The 17182-nt window shown below is 55.9% G+C and carries 15 protein-coding genes; 5 read left to right on the top strand and 10 right to left on the bottom strand.

Going from position 1 to position 17182, the window contains the following annotated elements; translation table 11 throughout:
- Positions 1–165: 165 nt before the first annotated feature.
- Both ACQZ51_RS14365 and ACQZ51_RS14360 read right to left on the bottom strand, forming a co-directional pair.
- Positions 166–1293 carry a serine hydrolase domain-containing protein gene (locus ACQZ51_RS14365; protein ID WP_448778163.1) on the bottom strand — a complete coding sequence of 376 codons (1128 nt, stop codon included), beginning with the start codon at positions 1291–1293 and terminating at the stop codon, positions 166–168.
- Between the two features lie 29 nt (positions 1294–1322).
- Positions 1323–2972: a tannase/feruloyl esterase family alpha/beta hydrolase gene (locus ACQZ51_RS14360; RefSeq protein WP_448778162.1), complete on the bottom strand. Its 1650-nt coding sequence runs from the start codon at positions 2970–2972 to the stop codon at positions 1323–1325.
- 641 nt (positions 2973–3613) lie between these two features.
- Between ACQZ51_RS14360 and ACQZ51_RS14355 the strand changes: the two genes are divergently transcribed.
- Positions 3614–4084 carry a heme-degrading domain-containing protein gene (locus tag ACQZ51_RS14355; RefSeq protein WP_448778161.1) on the top strand — a complete coding sequence of 157 codons (471 nt, stop codon included), beginning with the start codon at positions 3614–3616 and terminating at the stop codon, positions 4082–4084.
- 184 nt (positions 4085–4268) lie between these two features.
- Here the strand turns inward: ACQZ51_RS14355 and ACQZ51_RS14350 are convergent, their stop codons facing one another.
- Entirely contained in the window at positions 4269–5168 is a 900-nt protein-coding gene (locus ACQZ51_RS14350) for a LysR substrate-binding domain-containing protein (protein WP_448778159.1), read from the bottom strand.
- A 120-nt stretch (positions 5169–5288) separates the two neighbouring features.
- Here ACQZ51_RS14350 and ACQZ51_RS14345 point away from each other — a divergent pair, with 120 nt between their 5' ends.
- Both ACQZ51_RS14345 and ACQZ51_RS14340 read left to right on the top strand, forming a co-directional pair.
- On the top strand, positions 5289–6221 hold the full coding sequence (locus tag ACQZ51_RS14345; RefSeq protein WP_448778157.1) for a VOC family protein: 933 nt from the start codon (positions 5289–5291) through the stop codon (positions 6219–6221).
- An 86-nt stretch (positions 6222–6307) separates the two neighbouring features.
- Positions 6308–7012 (top strand): alpha/beta fold hydrolase, encoded by a 705-nt coding sequence (locus tag ACQZ51_RS14340; RefSeq protein ID WP_448778156.1) that lies wholly within the window; start codon positions 6308–6310, stop codon positions 7010–7012.
- 149 nt (positions 7013–7161) lie between these two features.
- Here the strand turns inward: ACQZ51_RS14340 and ACQZ51_RS14335 are convergent, their stop codons facing one another.
- Complete coding sequence (locus tag ACQZ51_RS14335; protein WP_448778342.1) at positions 7162–7995, bottom strand: helix-turn-helix domain-containing protein; 834 nt, start codon at positions 7993–7995, stop codon at positions 7162–7164.
- A gap of 286 nt (positions 7996–8281) precedes the next feature.
- Between ACQZ51_RS14335 and ACQZ51_RS14330 the strand changes: the two genes are divergently transcribed.
- Positions 8282–9175, top strand: a complete 894-nt coding sequence (locus ACQZ51_RS14330) for a helix-turn-helix transcriptional regulator (protein ID WP_448778155.1) — start codon at positions 8282–8284, stop codon at positions 9173–9175.
- A 66-nt stretch (positions 9176–9241) separates the two neighbouring features.
- Here ACQZ51_RS14330 and ACQZ51_RS14325 read toward each other — a convergent pair whose 3' ends face one another.
- The 6 genes from ACQZ51_RS14325 to ACQZ51_RS14300 form a co-directional block, all read right to left on the bottom strand.
- Positions 9242–10078: an alpha/beta fold hydrolase gene (locus ACQZ51_RS14325; protein WP_448778340.1), complete on the bottom strand. Its 837-nt coding sequence runs from the start codon at positions 10076–10078 to the stop codon at positions 9242–9244.
- A gap of 275 nt (positions 10079–10353) precedes the next feature.
- On the bottom strand, positions 10354–11955 hold the full coding sequence (locus tag ACQZ51_RS14320; protein WP_448778153.1) for an MFS transporter: 1602 nt from the start codon (positions 11953–11955) through the stop codon (positions 10354–10356).
- A complete protein-coding gene (locus ACQZ51_RS14315) occupies positions 11955–12395 on the bottom strand; it encodes a DoxX family protein (protein ID WP_448778151.1) in 441 nt (146 codons plus the stop codon). The genes ACQZ51_RS14320 and ACQZ51_RS14315 overlap by 1 nt, the downstream gene beginning before the upstream one ends.
- A gap of 165 nt (positions 12396–12560) precedes the next feature.
- Positions 12561–14543 (bottom strand): amidohydrolase, encoded by a 1983-nt coding sequence (locus ACQZ51_RS14310; RefSeq protein ID WP_448778149.1) that lies wholly within the window; start codon positions 14541–14543, stop codon positions 12561–12563.
- Positions 14543–14830, bottom strand: a complete 288-nt coding sequence (locus ACQZ51_RS14305) for a XapX domain-containing protein (protein WP_448778147.1) — start codon at positions 14828–14830, stop codon at positions 14543–14545. The genes ACQZ51_RS14310 and ACQZ51_RS14305 overlap by 1 nt, the downstream gene beginning before the upstream one ends.
- A gap of 61 nt (positions 14831–14891) precedes the next feature.
- Positions 14892–15584 (bottom strand): hydrolase, encoded by a 693-nt coding sequence (locus tag ACQZ51_RS14300; RefSeq protein ID WP_448778146.1) that lies wholly within the window; start codon positions 15582–15584, stop codon positions 14892–14894.
- A 470-nt stretch (positions 15585–16054) separates the two neighbouring features.
- Between ACQZ51_RS14300 and ACQZ51_RS14295 the strand changes: the two genes are divergently transcribed.
- The gene (locus ACQZ51_RS14295; RefSeq protein ID WP_448778144.1) at positions 16055–16831 is read left to right on the top strand and encodes an SDR family oxidoreductase; all 777 of its coding nucleotides are present in this window, start codon (positions 16055–16057) and stop codon (positions 16829–16831) included.
- Positions 16832–17182 lie beyond the last annotated feature (351 nt).

The following is a 17182-nucleotide window of genomic DNA, read 5'->3' as shown; positions in this document are numbered from 1 at the left end:
GGAGCGCCTGACACGGAGATCACTCCGAAAAGGCAGGAACTCGCCTGCGAGGGCAAACGCAAGCGAAACCTGCCGCAGCATCGGACGGAACAGGCAACCGGATCGCATCCTGACTGGCAGACCGCCAGAAGGGTGGCGTTTCGGAACCCTGTTCCAGAGCCAAGCTTATGTCCTGGCAGCCACGACTGCGTCAGCAATTTTGAGGAAATCGCCAGCGTTGACCTTAGTCGGCTCATAGGTGGTTTTCCCAAGGTTACGAGCGACTGCAAATTCGTCCGTGACGGCACGGCGATGGACGATGACCGTGTCGATAGCAGGAAGACACAGAACGAATTGCCCGAAATTGCCATTCATCAGGTAGGAGCCTTTGAATGCGGGATCGCTGGATGTCGGTGTCCACCAGAGATACGCATATCCAAGGCCTTCCTTGCTCTTGGTCTGTTCCGGTGTAAACCGCATTTTCGTGCTTTCGGCAATCCAGCTTTCCGGCACGATTGTCTTCCCGTCCCACTTTCCGCCTTGAAGCATCAGTTGCCCTAGGCGCGCCATGTCACGAGCGGAGAGGAACAGGTGGTAGGCGAGGTAACGGGACTGGTTCTCATAACCCATCATTCTTTGTCTATCGATGTCGAAATCCTCAAAGCCCAGCGGTTCGGCGATGTCCTCCTTCAGCGCCTGGAAGACCGTCTTTCCAGTGCGTTTTTCGAAGATAGCGCCGAGAACATTGAAATCCCAGTTGTTGTAGAAAAAGACGGAGCCGGGTGCTGTCTTGCCGCGTGCCGGCGTGTTCTCGTTTCCGCCGGGGCTGCCAGCTGCATGATAGACGCCGGAACTCGATGTCAGCAGGTCCTTGATTTTCGCGGTTTTTTCCACGGGCAGAAGTCCGTCATCCTCCTCGATGCCGACATCTCCAATGGTCATGTTCAGATCAATCTTGCCTTCCGCCACATAACGTCCGAACAGCATAGATAAGACGCTTTTTCTGGCTGAAGCCAAGTAGCTGACGTCGGAAATATTTCCATAGCGATAGACGATCTCACCACCTTGCAAGATCATCATGGATGTCGTGGGCAACGGGTAAAGTTTCGTTTCCATCTCAGCAAGTTTCGCCGGTGACCAGCCAGCCGATGTGACGTCTTTGACGGTCTTCCATGGTTTGTCCGAGACGGGAGCGACACACGAAATTGGGTCTGCCGCAGATGCCGTCTGCCCGGTCAGGCCCACAGCGGTTAAAGTTGACACTGCCGACCCGGCAAGCATGGCGCGTCTCGATAGATTGGGACCAGAGACCATTGAGTTCCTCCCTCTAGATATTGATTTTTTCAGTTGGTTGAGCACGTGAAGCTGGAAGCCATCGCCATATCGCCATCACCTTTGTATTTTGGCCACGACGGATATTCGCAGAGCGGACGAGTGCGTCCCTTCGTGGACGACTTGGTCGCATCCAGTACGATTGGACCCACAGGCGGAACGTTGTTTTCGACCCAATTATCCAGGGCGGTCAGATTGTCCCATGTTGGTGAGAAGCGACCGCCTCCGTGGGCCAGACCTGGTACGAGGTAGAAGCGCATGAACGCACTGACTTTTTCCCTGCCCATCTTTGCGACGATGGACTCGAACAATTTGGTGTTGCCGAGAGGGCTTACACTCGGATCGTCATTGCCCTGAAGCCAGATGATTTTGCCGCCGCGGGCGCTGAAGGCGGACCAGTCGGTCCGTGTCGCACCAATGACATCTGAGAGTTCGACGATCTTGGCCTTCAGCTTGCCCGGATTGCGAATGTCGAACGACAGGAAATCGAGTGGCTGGTCTCGCGAGACGAAATTTTGCAGAAATTCGTAGGAGCGGCTGGAATGATGGGCATTGGGCCCGGACACTGGAGGGATACGCATTTGAGGCTCCGACCCCAACTGCATCATGATACCTTCCAGGCTGTTATAGCCGGGGTAGGTGTCTATGCCATCAGCCAGCGTGTAGGGCAGTGAGTAGCCTTCGTGATAGATATCAAGCGTCCGTTCGATCTGCGCTTTCGTCAAACAGTCTTCAGGATTTCCGGTCGTTTCACCCTGGCAGGAAAGGCTCTCGACCAGTGCTTTTGATTGAGCCCGGCATGCCCTCATATTGCTGATCATGCCATCTTCTGCACCATCCAGCCCATCGCAGGACTTGATCGCTTCCTTAGAAATCTTCTCGACGAGCTTTGGTGGGATCCATCCTGTTGAGTTGTCATCATAGACGGCACGCGCAAGCGCTGCGCCCCACAGCCTGAGTCCAACGAAATTGGCGGTCGGGTAGTTTGTCAGAATACCATCATATGATTCCGGCCAACGCGATGCCGCCGTCAAACCCTCGCGCCCGCCTGTGGAGCCACCTTGAAAATATACCCTTGATGTGGGTTTTTTATACCTTTTCTCGACCAGAGCCTTCGCAACATCGAGTGTTTTCTTGATGTGCATATATCCGTAGTTCAGCATTGCCTCGTCATTTTTGGCGAAGGTAGCATCATCTGCGGTCGATGCCTGATGTCCTGAATCGCTTCCGAATGTGACGTAGCCCTGCGCCAGCGGAGTGGGCGCGACATAGAGGCCGAGTGTCGTCTTGTCCGTTGTCGGCGGCACGCTGCCATTGTAGCCGCCGCCGCCATATTGCAGAAGCTTGCCGTTCCAGGACGTAGGGAGATTGACCTGCCAGACGATATCGGGCGCCTTTGGATCGACCGGCTTCGTCTCTCCGATGATTTTACAGTATTCTCCGTTTTGATTGGAGGGATCAGACGCGCTGACGAACGTTGCGGACCGCACTTTCGCGCCCGTGGTTGGAAGCGTTATATTAGCTGCTGGAATATCCGCATTCTCGAACGCGGAACACAAAGCATGCGCATCTTGCTCTTGCGCTCTCGCGGGTGACCAGAAAGTATAGGCGAGCGTGATCGACATCGCGCTAAGCGATGCTACCCTAAGCAGAAATGTCATATTTCCTCCCAACTGCTAGCCACTTCATGGCGAGCAGAGTTTCCTCGTTAGGGATGGTTACGGAAGAAACAGCATTATGTGAAATGCAAATAATAGACCGATTATTGCGATCCGCGCATGACGGTTCTTGCGGCACTTGTAAGTGCGGCGACGGCAATTGAGAGGGGCAGCAGTTATGGCGAAGCCGGTTTCTTCTCGACCGTCGCGAAGATGTGACGACGCTGAAGGCCAGCGGTGTCGAGGCTTCATCATCAATATGAATGAGGGTAACCGACATCGGCAGCCCCGTATCCGGGAAAACCAAAGGGTGCACCGGGGCCAGGGAAAACGCAGGCGACACGGGCATTATAAAATATCGAACAGTGGAAACATTCCGCCCGCAGAGGCAGAAGAACGATACTACGCCATGCTGGATGCGCCAGCCATGGCCGCATAACTTAAACCAAACGGTCTCCGGCAAAGCCGGCGCGGTTCATATATTTCCATACAATGAAGCTGGATGGCCAACCCAGTCATCATTTCAGATTCTTCAAGAGCACCATGTCTAATGGGCTCTTTTAATGCTAGCCCTTGCACGTGTCGGTGGCGCAAACGAGCGAAGCTGATATGTTGATCGCGTTAAAACATGCGCGGGATGACGAATGACCCAGGAAACGCTGACAATTGACTCATTAAAGGCGGAGGAGACTTCCCTCCAGATCCCGACCTTTCACTATGCATTCGCCTGGGCGCTTGGCAGCCTGCTTAGGCAGAAAGCCGTTGAGCAAAACCATCCGGTTGCGATCGAGGTAAGGCACGGAACAGACATCGTCTTCGCAACTTTGCTGCCGGGAGCAACGATCGACAATTTCGGGTGGACAAAACGAAAATGTGCCGTCGTTCAACGATTTCATCGCAGTTCTCTCAGGGTCAGGCTTGAAGCTGAGGCGAAGGGATACGATTTCAATCAAAAATTCGGTCTGCCGGTAAGTGATTACGTCGCAAGTGGAGGTGGGTTTCCTCTCGTTCTCCAGGGCGGCACGTTCATAGGTTCTGTCGCGGTCAGTGGCCTGCCAGATGTCCAGGATCACGCTCTGATTACGAACAGCCTCAGGGAAATGCTGAACACGTGAAATTTTGAGGCTCGGAAGTGTCAATTCTTCTGGCCCGATCCTGCCACATCAATCGGCCGATGGTCGATTGGTCTAAAGTCATGCCGTCATTCATTGAGTGATTGGCTTTTCGTCACCGAACGGGCGTCTGGGCAAAATCGGGACGGTTCACTCTCGATTGATCGTTCGCCAGCATAAGGCTGCCTCAGTTCAGCATGACCATATGCGAGGCCACCTGTTCTTCGAAGAATTTTGAGAATGAGGCGATGCGCGGGGGCAGGGCCTGATATGGCGGGTAGTAGAGTGTCAACCAGAGGTCTGGTGGCGACCAGCCCGGTAGAATGTGAACCAGGCGTCCTGTCTTTAGATGTTCCGAAATGTGAAAGCCCGGCAGCAATGCAACACCGGCACCATCAGCCGCCATATCGGCCAGAACCTCACCACTATTGGCGCTGAACGCGTGCCCGGCGGGGATTGCCATGCTTGCCCCGGCATCGGACAGAACCCAGTTTTCCCGGCGGCTTTCGCCACTATAGGCAAGGCAATCGTCGGGCGTCAGTTCGCTGGGATGCTGCATATCGACGAACCGGCTTCCCGGTGCCGCGACCAGAATGCGTGGCACAACTCTGATCTTGCGCCAGATCGTGAACTTGTCAGACGGTTGGGATGAGATGCGGATGGCCAGATCAAAATCGTCATCGACGATATCCACGAGCCCATCGGACAGCGATATCTCGAAACTGATTTTCGGGTGAAGCTCTCTGAACCCGGACAGGATCGGTTGCAACACAGCTTTGCCGAACCATGTCGGCGCGCTGATACGCAGGCGGCCTTGATCAGCCTTGTGGGCATTGCGGATATCCTTGCGGGCGCTTTCAAGGGCCTCGACGGCTGGCTGAATCTGCGCGGCGAAAACCGCGCCATCCGTCGTGAGCGATACCTGCCGGGTCGTTCGCACGAAAAGCTGGACACCAAGGTCTTCCTCAAGCGCTGCAATCGCCCGCGTTACGGCGGCAGCCGTCATGTTGAGCTCGCGAGCGACCTGCGCAAAATTACGCTTCTCGGCAGCGAGCAGAAAAGTCTTCAGAACCTTGTAATCATTCATCTCGATTATTTCAAAAAGAGCAATTCATTCGACAGCAATATTGCAATTCCGTGTTTCGATCAAGCCGGGTAGATCTTTGTTCACAGGAACAGACAGTCATCACGCAGAAGGACAAGGGCGATGATCAAGGATATCCAAGGGCTGCATCACATCACTTCCATGGCATCTGATGCGCGGCAAAATAACAGGTTTTTCACCGATACGCTCGGACTTCGCCGAGTGAAAAAGACCGTCAATTTTGACGATCCTAGCGTCTATCATCTCTATTATGGCGATGAGAACGGCACGCCTGGCACGGTTATGACCTATTTTCCCTTTCCGAACATGATGCCCAAACGTCCGGGTGTCGGCGAAGTCGGTGAAACGCAATTTGCCGTTCCCAAAGGTGCTCTCGCCTTCTGGAAGGATCGCTTTGTTTCCCAGGGTGTCAGCGGGCTTTCTACCGATACCGTGTTTGGAGCGAACCGCTTGCGGTTCAACGGTCCTGATGGTGACGGCTTCGCCTTGGTCGAAACGACAGACGACAACCGTACGGCCTGGGTCGGCGAGGGCGTGCCCGACGATGTTGCTATCAGAGGCTTTTCCGGAGCGCGCTTCAACCTCCACGAAACGGCCGCCACCGAAGAGCTTCTTGGCTTTATGGGGTATGAGCGGGCCCAGACTGAGGGCGATGTTACCCGGTTCATCATTCCAGGCGGTAATGGGGCCAATACGATCGATCTCGCCGGACTTGGGAAGACGCCATTTGCCCGGCAGGGTGCTGGCTCTGTCCATCACATCGCCTTTGCCGTTGATAACAGGGAAAAGCAGCTCCAGGTGCGCAAGGCGCTGATGGATACCGGTTATCAGGTGACCCCGGTCATCGACCGCGATTACTTCTGGGCAATCTATTTCCGAACTCCGGGCGGCATCCTCTTCGAGATCGCCACCAACGAACCGGGATTCAATCGGGATGAAGACACGGCTCACCTCGGTGAGGCACTGAAACTGCCCAGCCGCTATGAGAACTTCCGCCATGAGATTGAGGCTAATCTCGCGCCACTCGCGGCATAAACAGCGCATCTGCCCAAGCTGTCAGGAGCTTGCTCCCAGGTTTAGGGACGAAACACACCGCACTCAAACGATCAAGGAGATCGATCATGGAATTGCATTCATCTCGTAATGCCACCGCAGTGCTTGTTCACGGTGCCTGGGCCGACGGCTCCAGCTGGCGGCGCGTCATCAGGTTGCTTCTGGAAAAGGGGATCGACGTTGTCGCGGTCCAGAACCCGACCACCTCGCTGGCCGATGACGTTGCTGCCACGCAACTCGTGCTCGATGCAATCAAGGGACCGGTAGTCCTTGTCGGTCATAGCTGGGGTGGAACGGTTATTACGCAAGTAGGCAACAGTCCGAACGTCAAAGCCTTGGTCTATGTTGCGGCGTTCGCCCCCGACGTGGGGCAGTCGACCGGCGATCAAGTGGCCGCGCATGGAGCACCTCCAGGTTTGAGCGGTGTGACCGACATTGGAAACGGCAAGCTTATGATGAGTGTGGAAAGCTGGATCGGCAACGTCGCCCAAGATCTTCCTGAGAGCGAGGCAAGGCTCCTTGCCGCTGTGCAGACGCCGCTTGGAGTTTCAACGTTCAGTGACACAGTGAGCCAAGCGGCTTGGTTAGACAGACCCACGTATTACCTCGTTTCCAGTGAAGACCGTGCGGTGAATGTCGAGTTGCAACGTGAACTCGCCGCGAAAATGAAGGCAAAGACAACGGAGCTTGAGGCTAGCCACATGTCGTTGCTGTCAGCACCCGCTGATGTGGCCGAGGTCATTTACGGCGCGGTGATAACCGCGTCCGTTTAGCCGCCAATATGTACCGTCAGCGCGGTCTGACGTAAAATCGAGGCGCTTGATAAGCATGACTGGTGCCGTGACACCTCGCGGCATTGTCTTGCCCTGCGCCGTCGCGCACGTTTAGCCGTATGCGCAGTCGCGGTGGGCAAAACTTCAAATCAAATACTGCGTCGCCAAGTGCCGGGAGTTGTCCCGACGAGAGCCGAGAACACGCGTGTGAAGTGGCTCTGATCCGCAAAGCCGCAGGCGACCGCGATCTCCGCAAGAGGCGCATTGGAAGTCTTTATCAGATGCCGTGCGCGGTCGACGCGTTGGTTCAGGAGCCATTGATAAGGCGTCACGCCTGTGGCTTCGCGGAAAGCGCGGATGAAATAGCCGCGCGACAGGTTGCAGGCCTGCGCAACGTCAGCAATCGACACATCTCCTTCAAGATGCTCAAGCAGAATGGATTTTGCCATTTGCTCTTGCGCGCGGGAAAGCACCGGCGTTCGCACAGCAGCGGGTACAGGCCGTCCGCCGTAACGCTGAACCAGATAGGTGCCGATCGCCGTCGTCATCTGATCAACGAAAAGAGCGTTGGCCTCTTCGGGTCGCTGGAGGGCAGGGAGCAGCGCGCGCGCCAGATTTGTCAGAACGATATCCTTGCCAGCCGTTGCTGGCGAAAGCATATTCACTCCGCCTACGTCAGCATCATCAGCGATCTTTGCCAGTGAAGAAGGCGATATCTGAAACAGCATGAAATCGAACGGTGTGCAAAGATCAGCTTTGTAGTCATCCGCCAGGTTACGGATGTAAAACGCGTTTTCGAAAAAGTCGTGGCTGGTCGCGTGGTGTTGTTGAAAAATACGCCGCTGATGACCTGCGCGTAACGACACGCCGACTAGAAACCCCTGATCGCTTCCGTATGTGCTGACCTGATCGAGCTGGGAGGAGCGCGTTGCCTTGCGGAAAATGTCCATGTCCGGCGATGACAGGGTTTGATTCGTCGCCAGTTGCGTCAACGTGCAGCCGAATTTGTCCGCAGCTTTGCCTGGGGTGTTAAGGCTTGCATTTCCGGGACCAGTCATCATGAAACCTAGCTCCCTTATCTGCGACGAACGCAGTTTACCCATAAATTATGCTGGTCGCTTGACGTAAAGTTTAGCGACCAATCGATCTTGAAAAAGCGCTTTTGTACAATATAGCGTGAAAATTAGCGTGTAGGAAACTGCAATATATGGTCCCCGATTACGGCTAAAGCGCAATTCATTCCAGCACTATACAGATGTGAGTAAATGGTTGAAAGTCAATGAAAAAATCGCAGCCAGCTTTGGTGTCGATGCAGCACGGGCATTCGTAGTTAAGCCGCTGGGGGGAGCGCAACTCACCGTCGTGCATATTGTGAGTTGCTACGAACACGGTAACAGCCGGGTCGTCCTCGCACCTGATGATGCGTTCCTGGTTATGCTCTATCTTGGAGATGCCCAACATTGCGACATAGCGTCTGATGGTAGCTTGGGTCCGATCAGGACCTATGCAAACGGCTCGATCTGTCTGGTGAGTTTAGCAAGGGGTGCGGCCATTTCCATAGACGGCACACTTGATGTGCTCGTTTTTCACATCCCTGCGTCGCATCTTGCCGAACTTGCCGAGGAAGCGGGTGAACCACGGTTAAATGATTTTATGATCTGTCGTGGTCTGCACGATGAGGTGATCCACAACATGGGCGCGGCGTTGATGCCATTGTTCGATATGCCGGATCATGCACGAGACATGCTTGTTCCCCACATCGGCCTCGCATTTATTGCTCACCTTGCCCACAGATACGGACGGTCGCCTGCGCAAAGTCTGTCTGCGTCCGGTCGGCTTACACCTCTGCAGGAAAAACGTATCAAGACCTATATCAACACCAACCTGTCCCGCGAGATCAGCCTCGCGGACATATCGATGGCAAGCGGCTTTTCGGTGGAGGATTTGGCATACGGTTTTCAACAAACGACTGGTCACCCTGTTGGCGAGTGGTTGCTGGAAACACGGATCGCAAGGGCCAAGTCCTATCTTGTCAAAACGGCAGAAACCATTGGCGCGGTGGCGCAGGTTTGCGGTTTTAAAGATCAGATTGCATTTGTTGAAAGCTTCACACGGGTTACCGGTGTTGGGCCAAGGGAATGGCGCTTGCGTAACCGGCACTAGCAGGCGTGATGCCGACAGCAGGTTGGCCATCGGCATCAGCATTTTAATCGGTAAACGGGGGACGTCTCAACCCTTGATGAAGGCCAGAAGATCAGCGTTCAGCACGTCGGCATTGACCGTGAGCATGCCGTGGGAGAAGCCGGGGTAGGTTTTGATCGTGCCGTTCTTCAAAAGCTTGATGGCTTTATGGGCTGCGTCAGCAATCGGAACGATCTGGTCGTCTTCGCCATGCAGAACAAGCGTCGGAACGCCGATGGCTTTCAGATCTTCGGTCTGATCGGTTTCCGAAAATGCCTTGATGCCATCATAATGCGCCTTGGCGCTGCCCATCATGCCCTGACGCCACCAATTCTGGATGACACCCTCGTGCACGGTCGCACCATCCCGGTTAAAGCCATAGAACGGACCTGCGGGAACATCGCGGAAGAACTGAGCGCGGTTGGCGGCAAGTGCCGAGCGGAAACCATCAAAGACTTCCATGGGCAGACCTTCGGGATTGCTTTCTGTCTTCAGCATCAGCGGAGGAACGGCGGAGACGAGAACAGCCTTGGCAACGCGGCCAGCGGGTTCGCCATGCTTGGCAACATAACGGGCAACTTCGCCGCCACCTGTGGAATGGCCGATATGGACGGCGTTTTTCAGGTCCAGATGTTCGGCCACCGCAAAGGCGTCAGCCGCATAGTGGTCCATATCGTGCCCTTCTGATACCTGGGCCGAGCGTCCATGGCCGCGACGGTCATGGGCAACCACCCGGTAACCCTTGGAAACGAAGAACAGCATCTGTGCATCCCAATCGTCTGACGACAGCGGCCAGCCATGGTGGAACACGATTGGCTGCGCGTCCTTCGGACCCCAATCCTTGAAGAAAATGTCGACGCCGTCTGTGGTTTTAACGAAGCTCATTGTATCGTCTCCTGTCGTTGGGTTTGGATGGTTAGTAGCCTGTGCAGCATGAACCGGGCGGGTTGGAAGCAGCATCCCTGCAGTCAACACAGCCCCGGCAAGAAGTGCATCACGGCGGCTGAGGGAAAGATTGTGGTTGGCCATGACGGCTCCTTGTTCGTTCGAGGTATTTTCGTGGTCATGCGTCTGTCGATGTGGAGAGAATGCGCCGAGAAAAGCTGGTCAACAATTGCAATAAAAGTTTCGAATAAGTTTCGATTATTGCAATAATTGCCTCACCTTACCTTGCCGGGTTTGTTGATGGTCAGAAGGTGCCGGACTACTGGCTTGTCTGGACCAGTATGGAAGGCGATGACCTTGCTCTGCATATCCGCGTCCGCATTGGACACGCGCTTATGCTGGCGCAGATGTTCTGCCCATGATTCCACCATGAACCATTCGGTGATTTTCTCAGGGTCTGCGGAATCCTCTGTGACACCCCAACCATAGGCGCCATCGCGGCGTCGTTCGGCCGACATATCGTCGAGCGCGTGCAGGAACTTGGTGCGATTGTGCTTCTCGACATGGTAGTCGATCAGGATCAACACGGGGCCACGATCGTGCGCGACGGGCTCTGCGACCAGCGGCTCGGGCCAATGGTTGGACGAGACCAGATCCGCGTCGCCTGCTGGAAGCTTGACACGGTGCATGATAAAGCCCGCGACCAGCAATCCGGCCGCTCCGATGAGCAATGTGGCTGGTACGCCCACGGCTTCACCCACCGCACCCCAGCCAAGACTGCCTGCCGTCATCGCGCCGTTGAAGACTGTCAGATAAACTGCAAGCCCGCGACCTCTGACCCAATTGGGTAGAACAGCCTGTGCCGCGCCATTCAATGTCGTTAGTGCGGTTATCCACGATGCTCCAAGAAACAGCAGGATGATGATGGCCAGCCATTGCGGAGGGGCAAAGGAGAGCGCGCCCATAACCAGGGCTGTGACGATGGCAGAGCCCAGCAGAAGAGCATCCGCATCAAAACGCTCTCTCAGTTTCGGCATGACCAGCGCCCCACCGATGGCGCCCGCGCCGACCGAGCCCAGCAAAAGCCCGTAGAAGCTGGCGTCACCGCCAAGAAGCTGGCGGGCGACGAGGGGCAGAAGCGCCCAGACGGCGCTGGCAAAGGCAAAGAAAATGGCCGCTCGCAGCAGCACGACATGCAATGGCTTGCTGGCGCGGGTATATCTCAGCCCAGCACGAAAGGCGCCGAGGAAATTTTCAGACAAGGCGTCATCCGCATTTTTCGCCCGAGGCCACCAGATGAGTGCAGCGATGACGAGAATGTAGCTGGCAACATCAGCGCCATAGGTAACAGCCGCTCCGAAAGCTGCGAGCAAAAGCCCGCCTGCCGCAGGGCCAATCGACCGGGCGATGTTTATACCCAGCGAGTTCAGCGCGACCGCGCCTTTCACATCTTCGCGCGGCACCAGTTCCGGCACGATGGCCTGCCATGTCGGCCCCATCAGAGCAGCTCCGATGCCGCCCAGAAATGTCAGGCCGATCAAGGCGCTGACGGACAGCATGCCGAAATAGGAGAGGGTCATCAGCGATATGCTGACGCTGGCCAGCAGAAGCTGAATGGCGATCAGGAATTTGCGACGGTCGAGAATGTCCGAGAGCACGCCCGCCGGGATCGCCAGAAGGAAGATGGGCAATGTACCTGCGGCTTGCACAAGGGCAACGGCTGCCGGTGCTGCGGAAAGATCGGTCATCAACCAGGAACTGGCGACATCGCGCATGAAACTGCCAGTGTTGCCCAGAACCGTTGCCGCCCACAGGACCGCAAAGACTGGCTGGCGCAGCGGGGCGAAGCTTCCGCTTGTGGATGTGCGGGCGCTCATCACTTCGCTCCCTTGGTAAGATCAAAGGCGGCAACGAAGACGAATGCCCCGGCAAGGCCAAGATGTTCGAAGAAAGCGTTGGTCGCCATCATGCGGTCCATGCCGGGAGCCATTTCCCAGAACCGCAGAGCGATGAGCGTCGCGATAACAGTGAAGCCTGCAAGGGCCAGCGCAGCCGCCCAGCGAAGAAACCCTGAGACCACCATGGCAGACGCGGTGAGCTCAAATATAATGACGATGACCGCAAAGACGGCCGCTGGATGCAGACCGAAATGGTCCATCTCTCCCATGGCACCATTGAAATCGACAATCTTGGTCAAAGGTCCCTGGATATAGGCTGCGCACAGCGCAAGCAGAGAAACTGTCCGGACTGCTGGGGTTGCGATAATGCCCGCCAGACTTGTTTTCAGTTTAGTGGTGGTCGATGAATGGTAGGTCATGGCTGCTCCTGCAGGTTGGCCCGTGTTGATGAGCTGTTGCGATGGAGTGATTTTGAGCCGAAACGTTGCTGCCAGCAATTGCATCAATAGTTTCGATTTAATTGCGTTTTTTTATAATAGTGAGATGCGAACGAGCATGCTGCCCGTCCGCTAGAGCTAGGACGATCACACGGCCCAGCAGGAGCAACCCAGTGCCCCGAAGAAACCCTTGAGATCGGCAATTGGCAGTTTCGACGTCCAGGCACCTGCGTGGTCGTGACCGTGAACACCGCAATCGCTGGCGCAGCCGCAGTTGGAAATCGCGGTGCGGCGCAAGGAACGTGCACCTGCACCCTCCGGCTCGCCCCATGCAGCGTAACCGCCGAACTTTCGAACGGGAGACCAATCCGGCATGGCGGGCGGCACGTCGTTTTCATCCAGCGCCTTGAAGTCACCCGAACCATAGACGATCTTGCCACCGACCATGGTGAGATCCGAGGTCAGGAGGGAAATTTCGTCTTCGGAGCAGGAGAAAAAGTCCTTGTCCGGCACGATGAGGTCCGCAAACTGACCCTTTTCGATGCGGCCCTTCTTGCCCTCCTCGTTGGAGAACCACGTGACCTTTTCCGTCCACATCCGAAGTGCGGTTTCACGGTCCAGGCAGTTTGCGCGCGGATAAAGCTGCATGCCGCCAACGGTCTTGCCCGTTACCATCCACGAGAGCGATACCCAAGGATTATAGGAGGCGACACGGGTGGCATCGGTACCGGCTGAAACATGGACGCCCTTCTCCAGCATCTTGGCGATGGGCGGAGTGGCTTCGGCTACGCCGTGACCGTAGCGTTCCACGAAATATTCGCCCTGATAGGCCATGCGATGCTGGGTGGCGATACCGCCGCCAAGCGCTGCAATGCGGTCTATGGAGCGATCTGAAATCGTCTCGGCATGGTCGAAGAACCAGTTGAGACCTTCGAGCGGAATATCCTTGTTGACCTTTTCGAACACGTCGAGTGCACGGGTGATCGTCTCGTCATAGGTGGCGTGCAGACGCCATGGCCAGCGGTTTTCGGCCAGAACCCGCACCACTTCTTCCAGTTCACCTTCCATTTCCGGCGCCATTTCGGGCCTTGGTTGGCGGAAGTCCTCGAAATCGGCGGCGGAAAAGACGAGCATCTCGCCAGCGCCATTGTGCCGGAAGTAATCATTGCCCTGCTTGTATTTGACCGACTGCGTCCATTTGAGAAAGTCTTCTTTCTCTTCCTTCGGCTTTTGCGTGAACAGGTTGTAGGCGAGGCGAACCGTCATCTGGTTTTCGTCGGAAAGTTTTTGAATGACTTCGTAATCGTCCGGGTAATTCTGAAAACCGCCACCGGCATCGATCACGCCGGTAACGCCCAACCGGTTCAGTTCCCGCATGAAATGACGGGTCGAATTGACCTGATAATCCAGCGGCAGTTTCGGTCCCTTGGCAAGGGTGGAATAGAGGATGGCTGCGTTTGGCTTGGCCAGCAACAGCCCGGTCGGATTGCCATTGAGATCGCGCGTAATCTCACCACCGTGCGGCTCAGGTGTATCCTTGGTGTAGCCAACGGCGCGAAGAGCCGCGCCATTCAGAAGCGCTCTGTCATAGAGGTGCAGCAGGAAGACGGGCGTATCAGGCGCGACAGCGTTGATTTCTTCGATTGTCGGCAGGCGTTTTTCTGCAAACTGGTGCTCGGTGAAGCCGCCGACGACACGCACCCACTGCGGAGCGGGGGTTATCGCCACCTGCCGTTTGAGCATATCCATGGCATCGGCGAGCGAGCGGACGCCGTCCCAGCGCAGTTCCATGTTGAAGTTCAATCCACCGCGCACAACATGGGTATGGTTGTCGATCAGGCCGGGCAGAACGCGCTTACCCCTGAGATTGATGATCTTCGTGTCCGGTCCGGCCAGCGCCATCACATCGGCATCGCTGCCCACGTCAGTGAAAACGCCGTCCTTGATGGCGATGGCCCCTGCTTCAGGGTTGGCGCGGTCAAGCGTTGTGACGCGTCCGTTGTGCAGGATGATATCGGGATGCATCGTGTCTGCTCCGGTCTTGTTTGGATCTGCGGCTTTGGCCGTGGAGAAGAGATTGGACAGAGCGAGGCTTGACGCCCCGCCGAGGAACGTGCGGCGCGTCGCCATCAGGTTTGCCCATCTGTAGCGTCATCTCGGGATACGACAGCAACAGGGGCTTGCCCGCCCTTCGGCATATGGCCAAACATATGCGGCTTGATCTGTGTGAGCCACGAAACGGCAGCGGGCTCTTTCGCCCATATGGTCTTTGCCAGCGGCACGATCTGTTCGCCGACGAGAATGCCAAGCAAACCGACCAAAGCGATGACAGGTGGTGCCGGTGACCGCACATTGAGAAGCCCGTAAATCATCCCGACGAGAAGTCCGACGGCGAGCGAAAGGAGGTAGATTTTCATCGAAGCGTTCCTTTTCCAAAATGATTGCCCCGCCCGGCAATTCAGGCGGGGCTGCTTCAGATCAGATGGCGGCCGGGTTAGGGCCGATGCGCTTGCCATGGCTGACACGCTCGGCACCGCCGTGGACGTGCGTAACGGCATAATCAATGCCCATGCCGTAGGCGCCGGAATGCTCTTTGACCAAGGTGGTAACGGCGTCGTAGGTTTCTTTGCGCGCCCAATCGCGCTGCCATTCCAGAAGAACCTGCTGCCAGGTGACGGGAACCACACCAGCCTGAACCATACGGTCCATGGCATATTTGTGCGCATCCACGGACGTGCCGCCGGAAGCGTCGGCAACCATGTAGATTTCATAATCCGTGTCATGCATGCAGGACAGCGCGAAGGTCGTGTTGCAGACTTCGGTCCACAGGCCGGAAACAACGATCTTCTTGCGGCCTTCGGCTGCGTGTTTGGCAAGAGCATCACGAACGTTCTGGTCGTCCCAGGAATTCATCGATGTACGCTCGAGGATGTCATTATTGGGCACGACGGCCAGCAATTCAGGGAAGGTGTTGCCGGAGAAGCTGTCTGTTTCGACGGTGGTAATCGTGGTCGGAATGTTGAAAATCCTGGCAGCCTTGGCAAGGCCGACAACATTGTTCTTCAACACCTGACGGTCGATGGACTGAACGCCGAAGGCCATCTGCGGCTGTTGGTCGATGAAGATGATCTGGCTGTTCTGGGGTGTGAGAACCTGAAGCTTGTTGGACATCTCGTGTTTCCTTTGATGGGTTGTGTAACGGAATGGAGGAGGGGAGGCGTGAAGTCTTGAAGGTTATGCCGAACGATTGTCTGAAAGTGACATCATGTTTCTGGCCTTCCCGTTTGTGCGTTGATTGGCTGGTACAGTTCAAAACCTAAGCCAGTCGACGACGCGAAAGAATTGCAATAAATATTGCGATTGAGTTGCGTTTAATGAAATAATAGAAGCTTGCCGACAGGGTGCGGAGAGTACGCCAAAGGATGCGATGAGAACCATAAGACAGCCCCTGATCGGTTGCGTGTTAGCGCGCGTAGATTGTCGGCCAGCAGGGTTTCCCGCCAAGGGTCCAATGCCGATCTTTGATCGCGGTTGGATTTATTGATCTCAATCCTTGCGCATTGCGCACACACTGGTCATGCGGCGGGAACTTCCCTATCGATTGGAAGTTCTCACCCAAATCCCAATCAATGGAGATCATGATGCACTCAGCCGTCGCCCTCGTCACTGGAGCCGGGTCGGGCATTGGGAAAGCCGCGGCCTTCGCGCTCTCCAAGGATGGCTACAAAATCGGCGTCCTTGGGCATACGCAACGAGAGTTATCGTCGGTCGTCGAGGAAATTATTGCTGCTCGTGGTCAGGCCATAGCTCTCTTGGCAGACATATCCAACGAGGATCAGATGTCTGGCGCGGTCAAACAGATTGTCGCGCAATTTGGTAGGCTCGATGTCGTCGTTGCTAACGCCGGTATCAATGGGGTGTGGGCGCCAGTCGATGATTTGAAGCTTTCAGAATGGAACGAGACGATTTCTGTCAACTTGACAGGTACCTTTCTGACAATCCGTGCCACCGTGCCCGAACTGAAACGGTCTGGCGGCGGTTCGATCGTCGTCGTCTCTTCCATCAATGGAACCAGAACGTTCACGACGCCGGGGGCGACCGCATATACGGCTACCAAGGCCGCGCAAGTGGCCATGGTTCAGCAACTCGCTCTTGAGCTCGCCCGTCACCACATTCGAATTAACGCAGTCTGCCCAGGTGAGATTGATACAAATATCGAAGCAAACACCAGCATGCGGAATGAAGATGAAACGGCAATACCCGTCATATGGCCAGAGGGCCAGGTGCCTATTACCGGTGGCCGACCCGGCCGCAGCGAAGATGTGGCAAATGTCATCACCTTTCTGGCGTCAGACAAGTCTCGCCATATCACTGGATCCCCGCTGTGGGTCGATGGTGGCCAAGGGCTGCTCCGCTAACTGGCTTAGCGCCTGAATGAGGTACGCGCGTGAGAAACTGTCCACTGAGTTAACGTCTCACACGTCACTGTCCGATCTCTGCTTATCTTGCGGTTCAAAGGCGCCAGCAAGGCGCTTCCACGTATTTTCAAACAGATCGTCAGTGACTCCAATGTAACGTTGAAAACACGAGCGGGTCGAGATGGTGTTGAAGAGCTAAATGATTGCGGCAACCCACCAAGGTACTTCGGTGCAGCGGTGCACCGGTGTTAAAATCGCACCCGCGCGTGGGGGGGGCGACGGCCCCGGTTTCCGGCCGCCTTTGCAGTTGATCGGCAAAAACGCGCAAATTTGTACTCAGGAAAACTCTGC

It is taken from the genome of Agrobacterium sp. CG674 (genome assembly GCF_053521645.1).
Note: the sequence above shows the minus strand (reverse complement) of the source record. Positions and strands in the feature narration are given on the sequence as shown.

Bases quoted from the DNA above. Each gene is read 5' to 3' on its own strand.
- ACQZ51_RS14365 (WP_448778163.1), bottom strand. From the start codon at position 1,293: ATGGTCTCTGGTCCCAATCTATCGAGACGCGCCATGCTTGCCGGGTCG.
- ACQZ51_RS14360 (WP_448778162.1), bottom strand. From the start codon at position 2,972: ATGACATTTCTGCTTAGGGTAGCATCGCTTAGCGCGATGTCGATCACG.
- ACQZ51_RS14355 (WP_448778161.1), top strand. From the start codon at position 3,614: ATGACCCAGGAAACGCTGACAATTGACTCATTAAAGGCGGAGGAGACT.
- ACQZ51_RS14350 (WP_448778159.1), bottom strand. From the start codon at position 5,168: ATGAATGATTACAAGGTTCTGAAGACTTTTCTGCTCGCTGCCGAGAAG.
- ACQZ51_RS14345 (WP_448778157.1), top strand. From the start codon at position 5,289: ATGATCAAGGATATCCAAGGGCTGCATCACATCACTTCCATGGCATCT.
- ACQZ51_RS14340 (WP_448778156.1), top strand. From the start codon at position 6,308: ATGGAATTGCATTCATCTCGTAATGCCACCGCAGTGCTTGTTCACGGT.
- ACQZ51_RS14325 (WP_448778340.1), bottom strand. From the start codon at position 10,078: ATGAGCTTCGTTAAAACCACAGACGGCGTCGACATTTTCTTCAAGGAT.
- ACQZ51_RS14320 (WP_448778153.1), bottom strand. From the start codon at position 11,955: ATGAGCGCCCGCACATCCACAAGCGGAAGCTTCGCCCCGCTGCGCCAG.
- ACQZ51_RS14315 (WP_448778151.1), bottom strand. From the start codon at position 12,395: ATGACCTACCATTCATCGACCACCACTAAACTGAAAACAAGTCTGGCG.
- ACQZ51_RS14310 (WP_448778149.1), bottom strand. From the start codon at position 14,543: ATGGCGACGCGCCGCACGTTCCTCGGCGGGGCGTCAAGCCTCGCTCTG.
- ACQZ51_RS14305 (WP_448778147.1), bottom strand. From the start codon at position 14,830: ATGAAAATCTACCTCCTTTCGCTCGCCGTCGGACTTCTCGTCGGGATG.
- ACQZ51_RS14300 (WP_448778146.1), bottom strand. From the start codon at position 15,584: ATGTCCAACAAGCTTCAGGTTCTCACACCCCAGAACAGCCAGATCATC.
- ACQZ51_RS14295 (WP_448778144.1), top strand. From the start codon at position 16,055: ATGCACTCAGCCGTCGCCCTCGTCACTGGAGCCGGGTCGGGCATTGGG.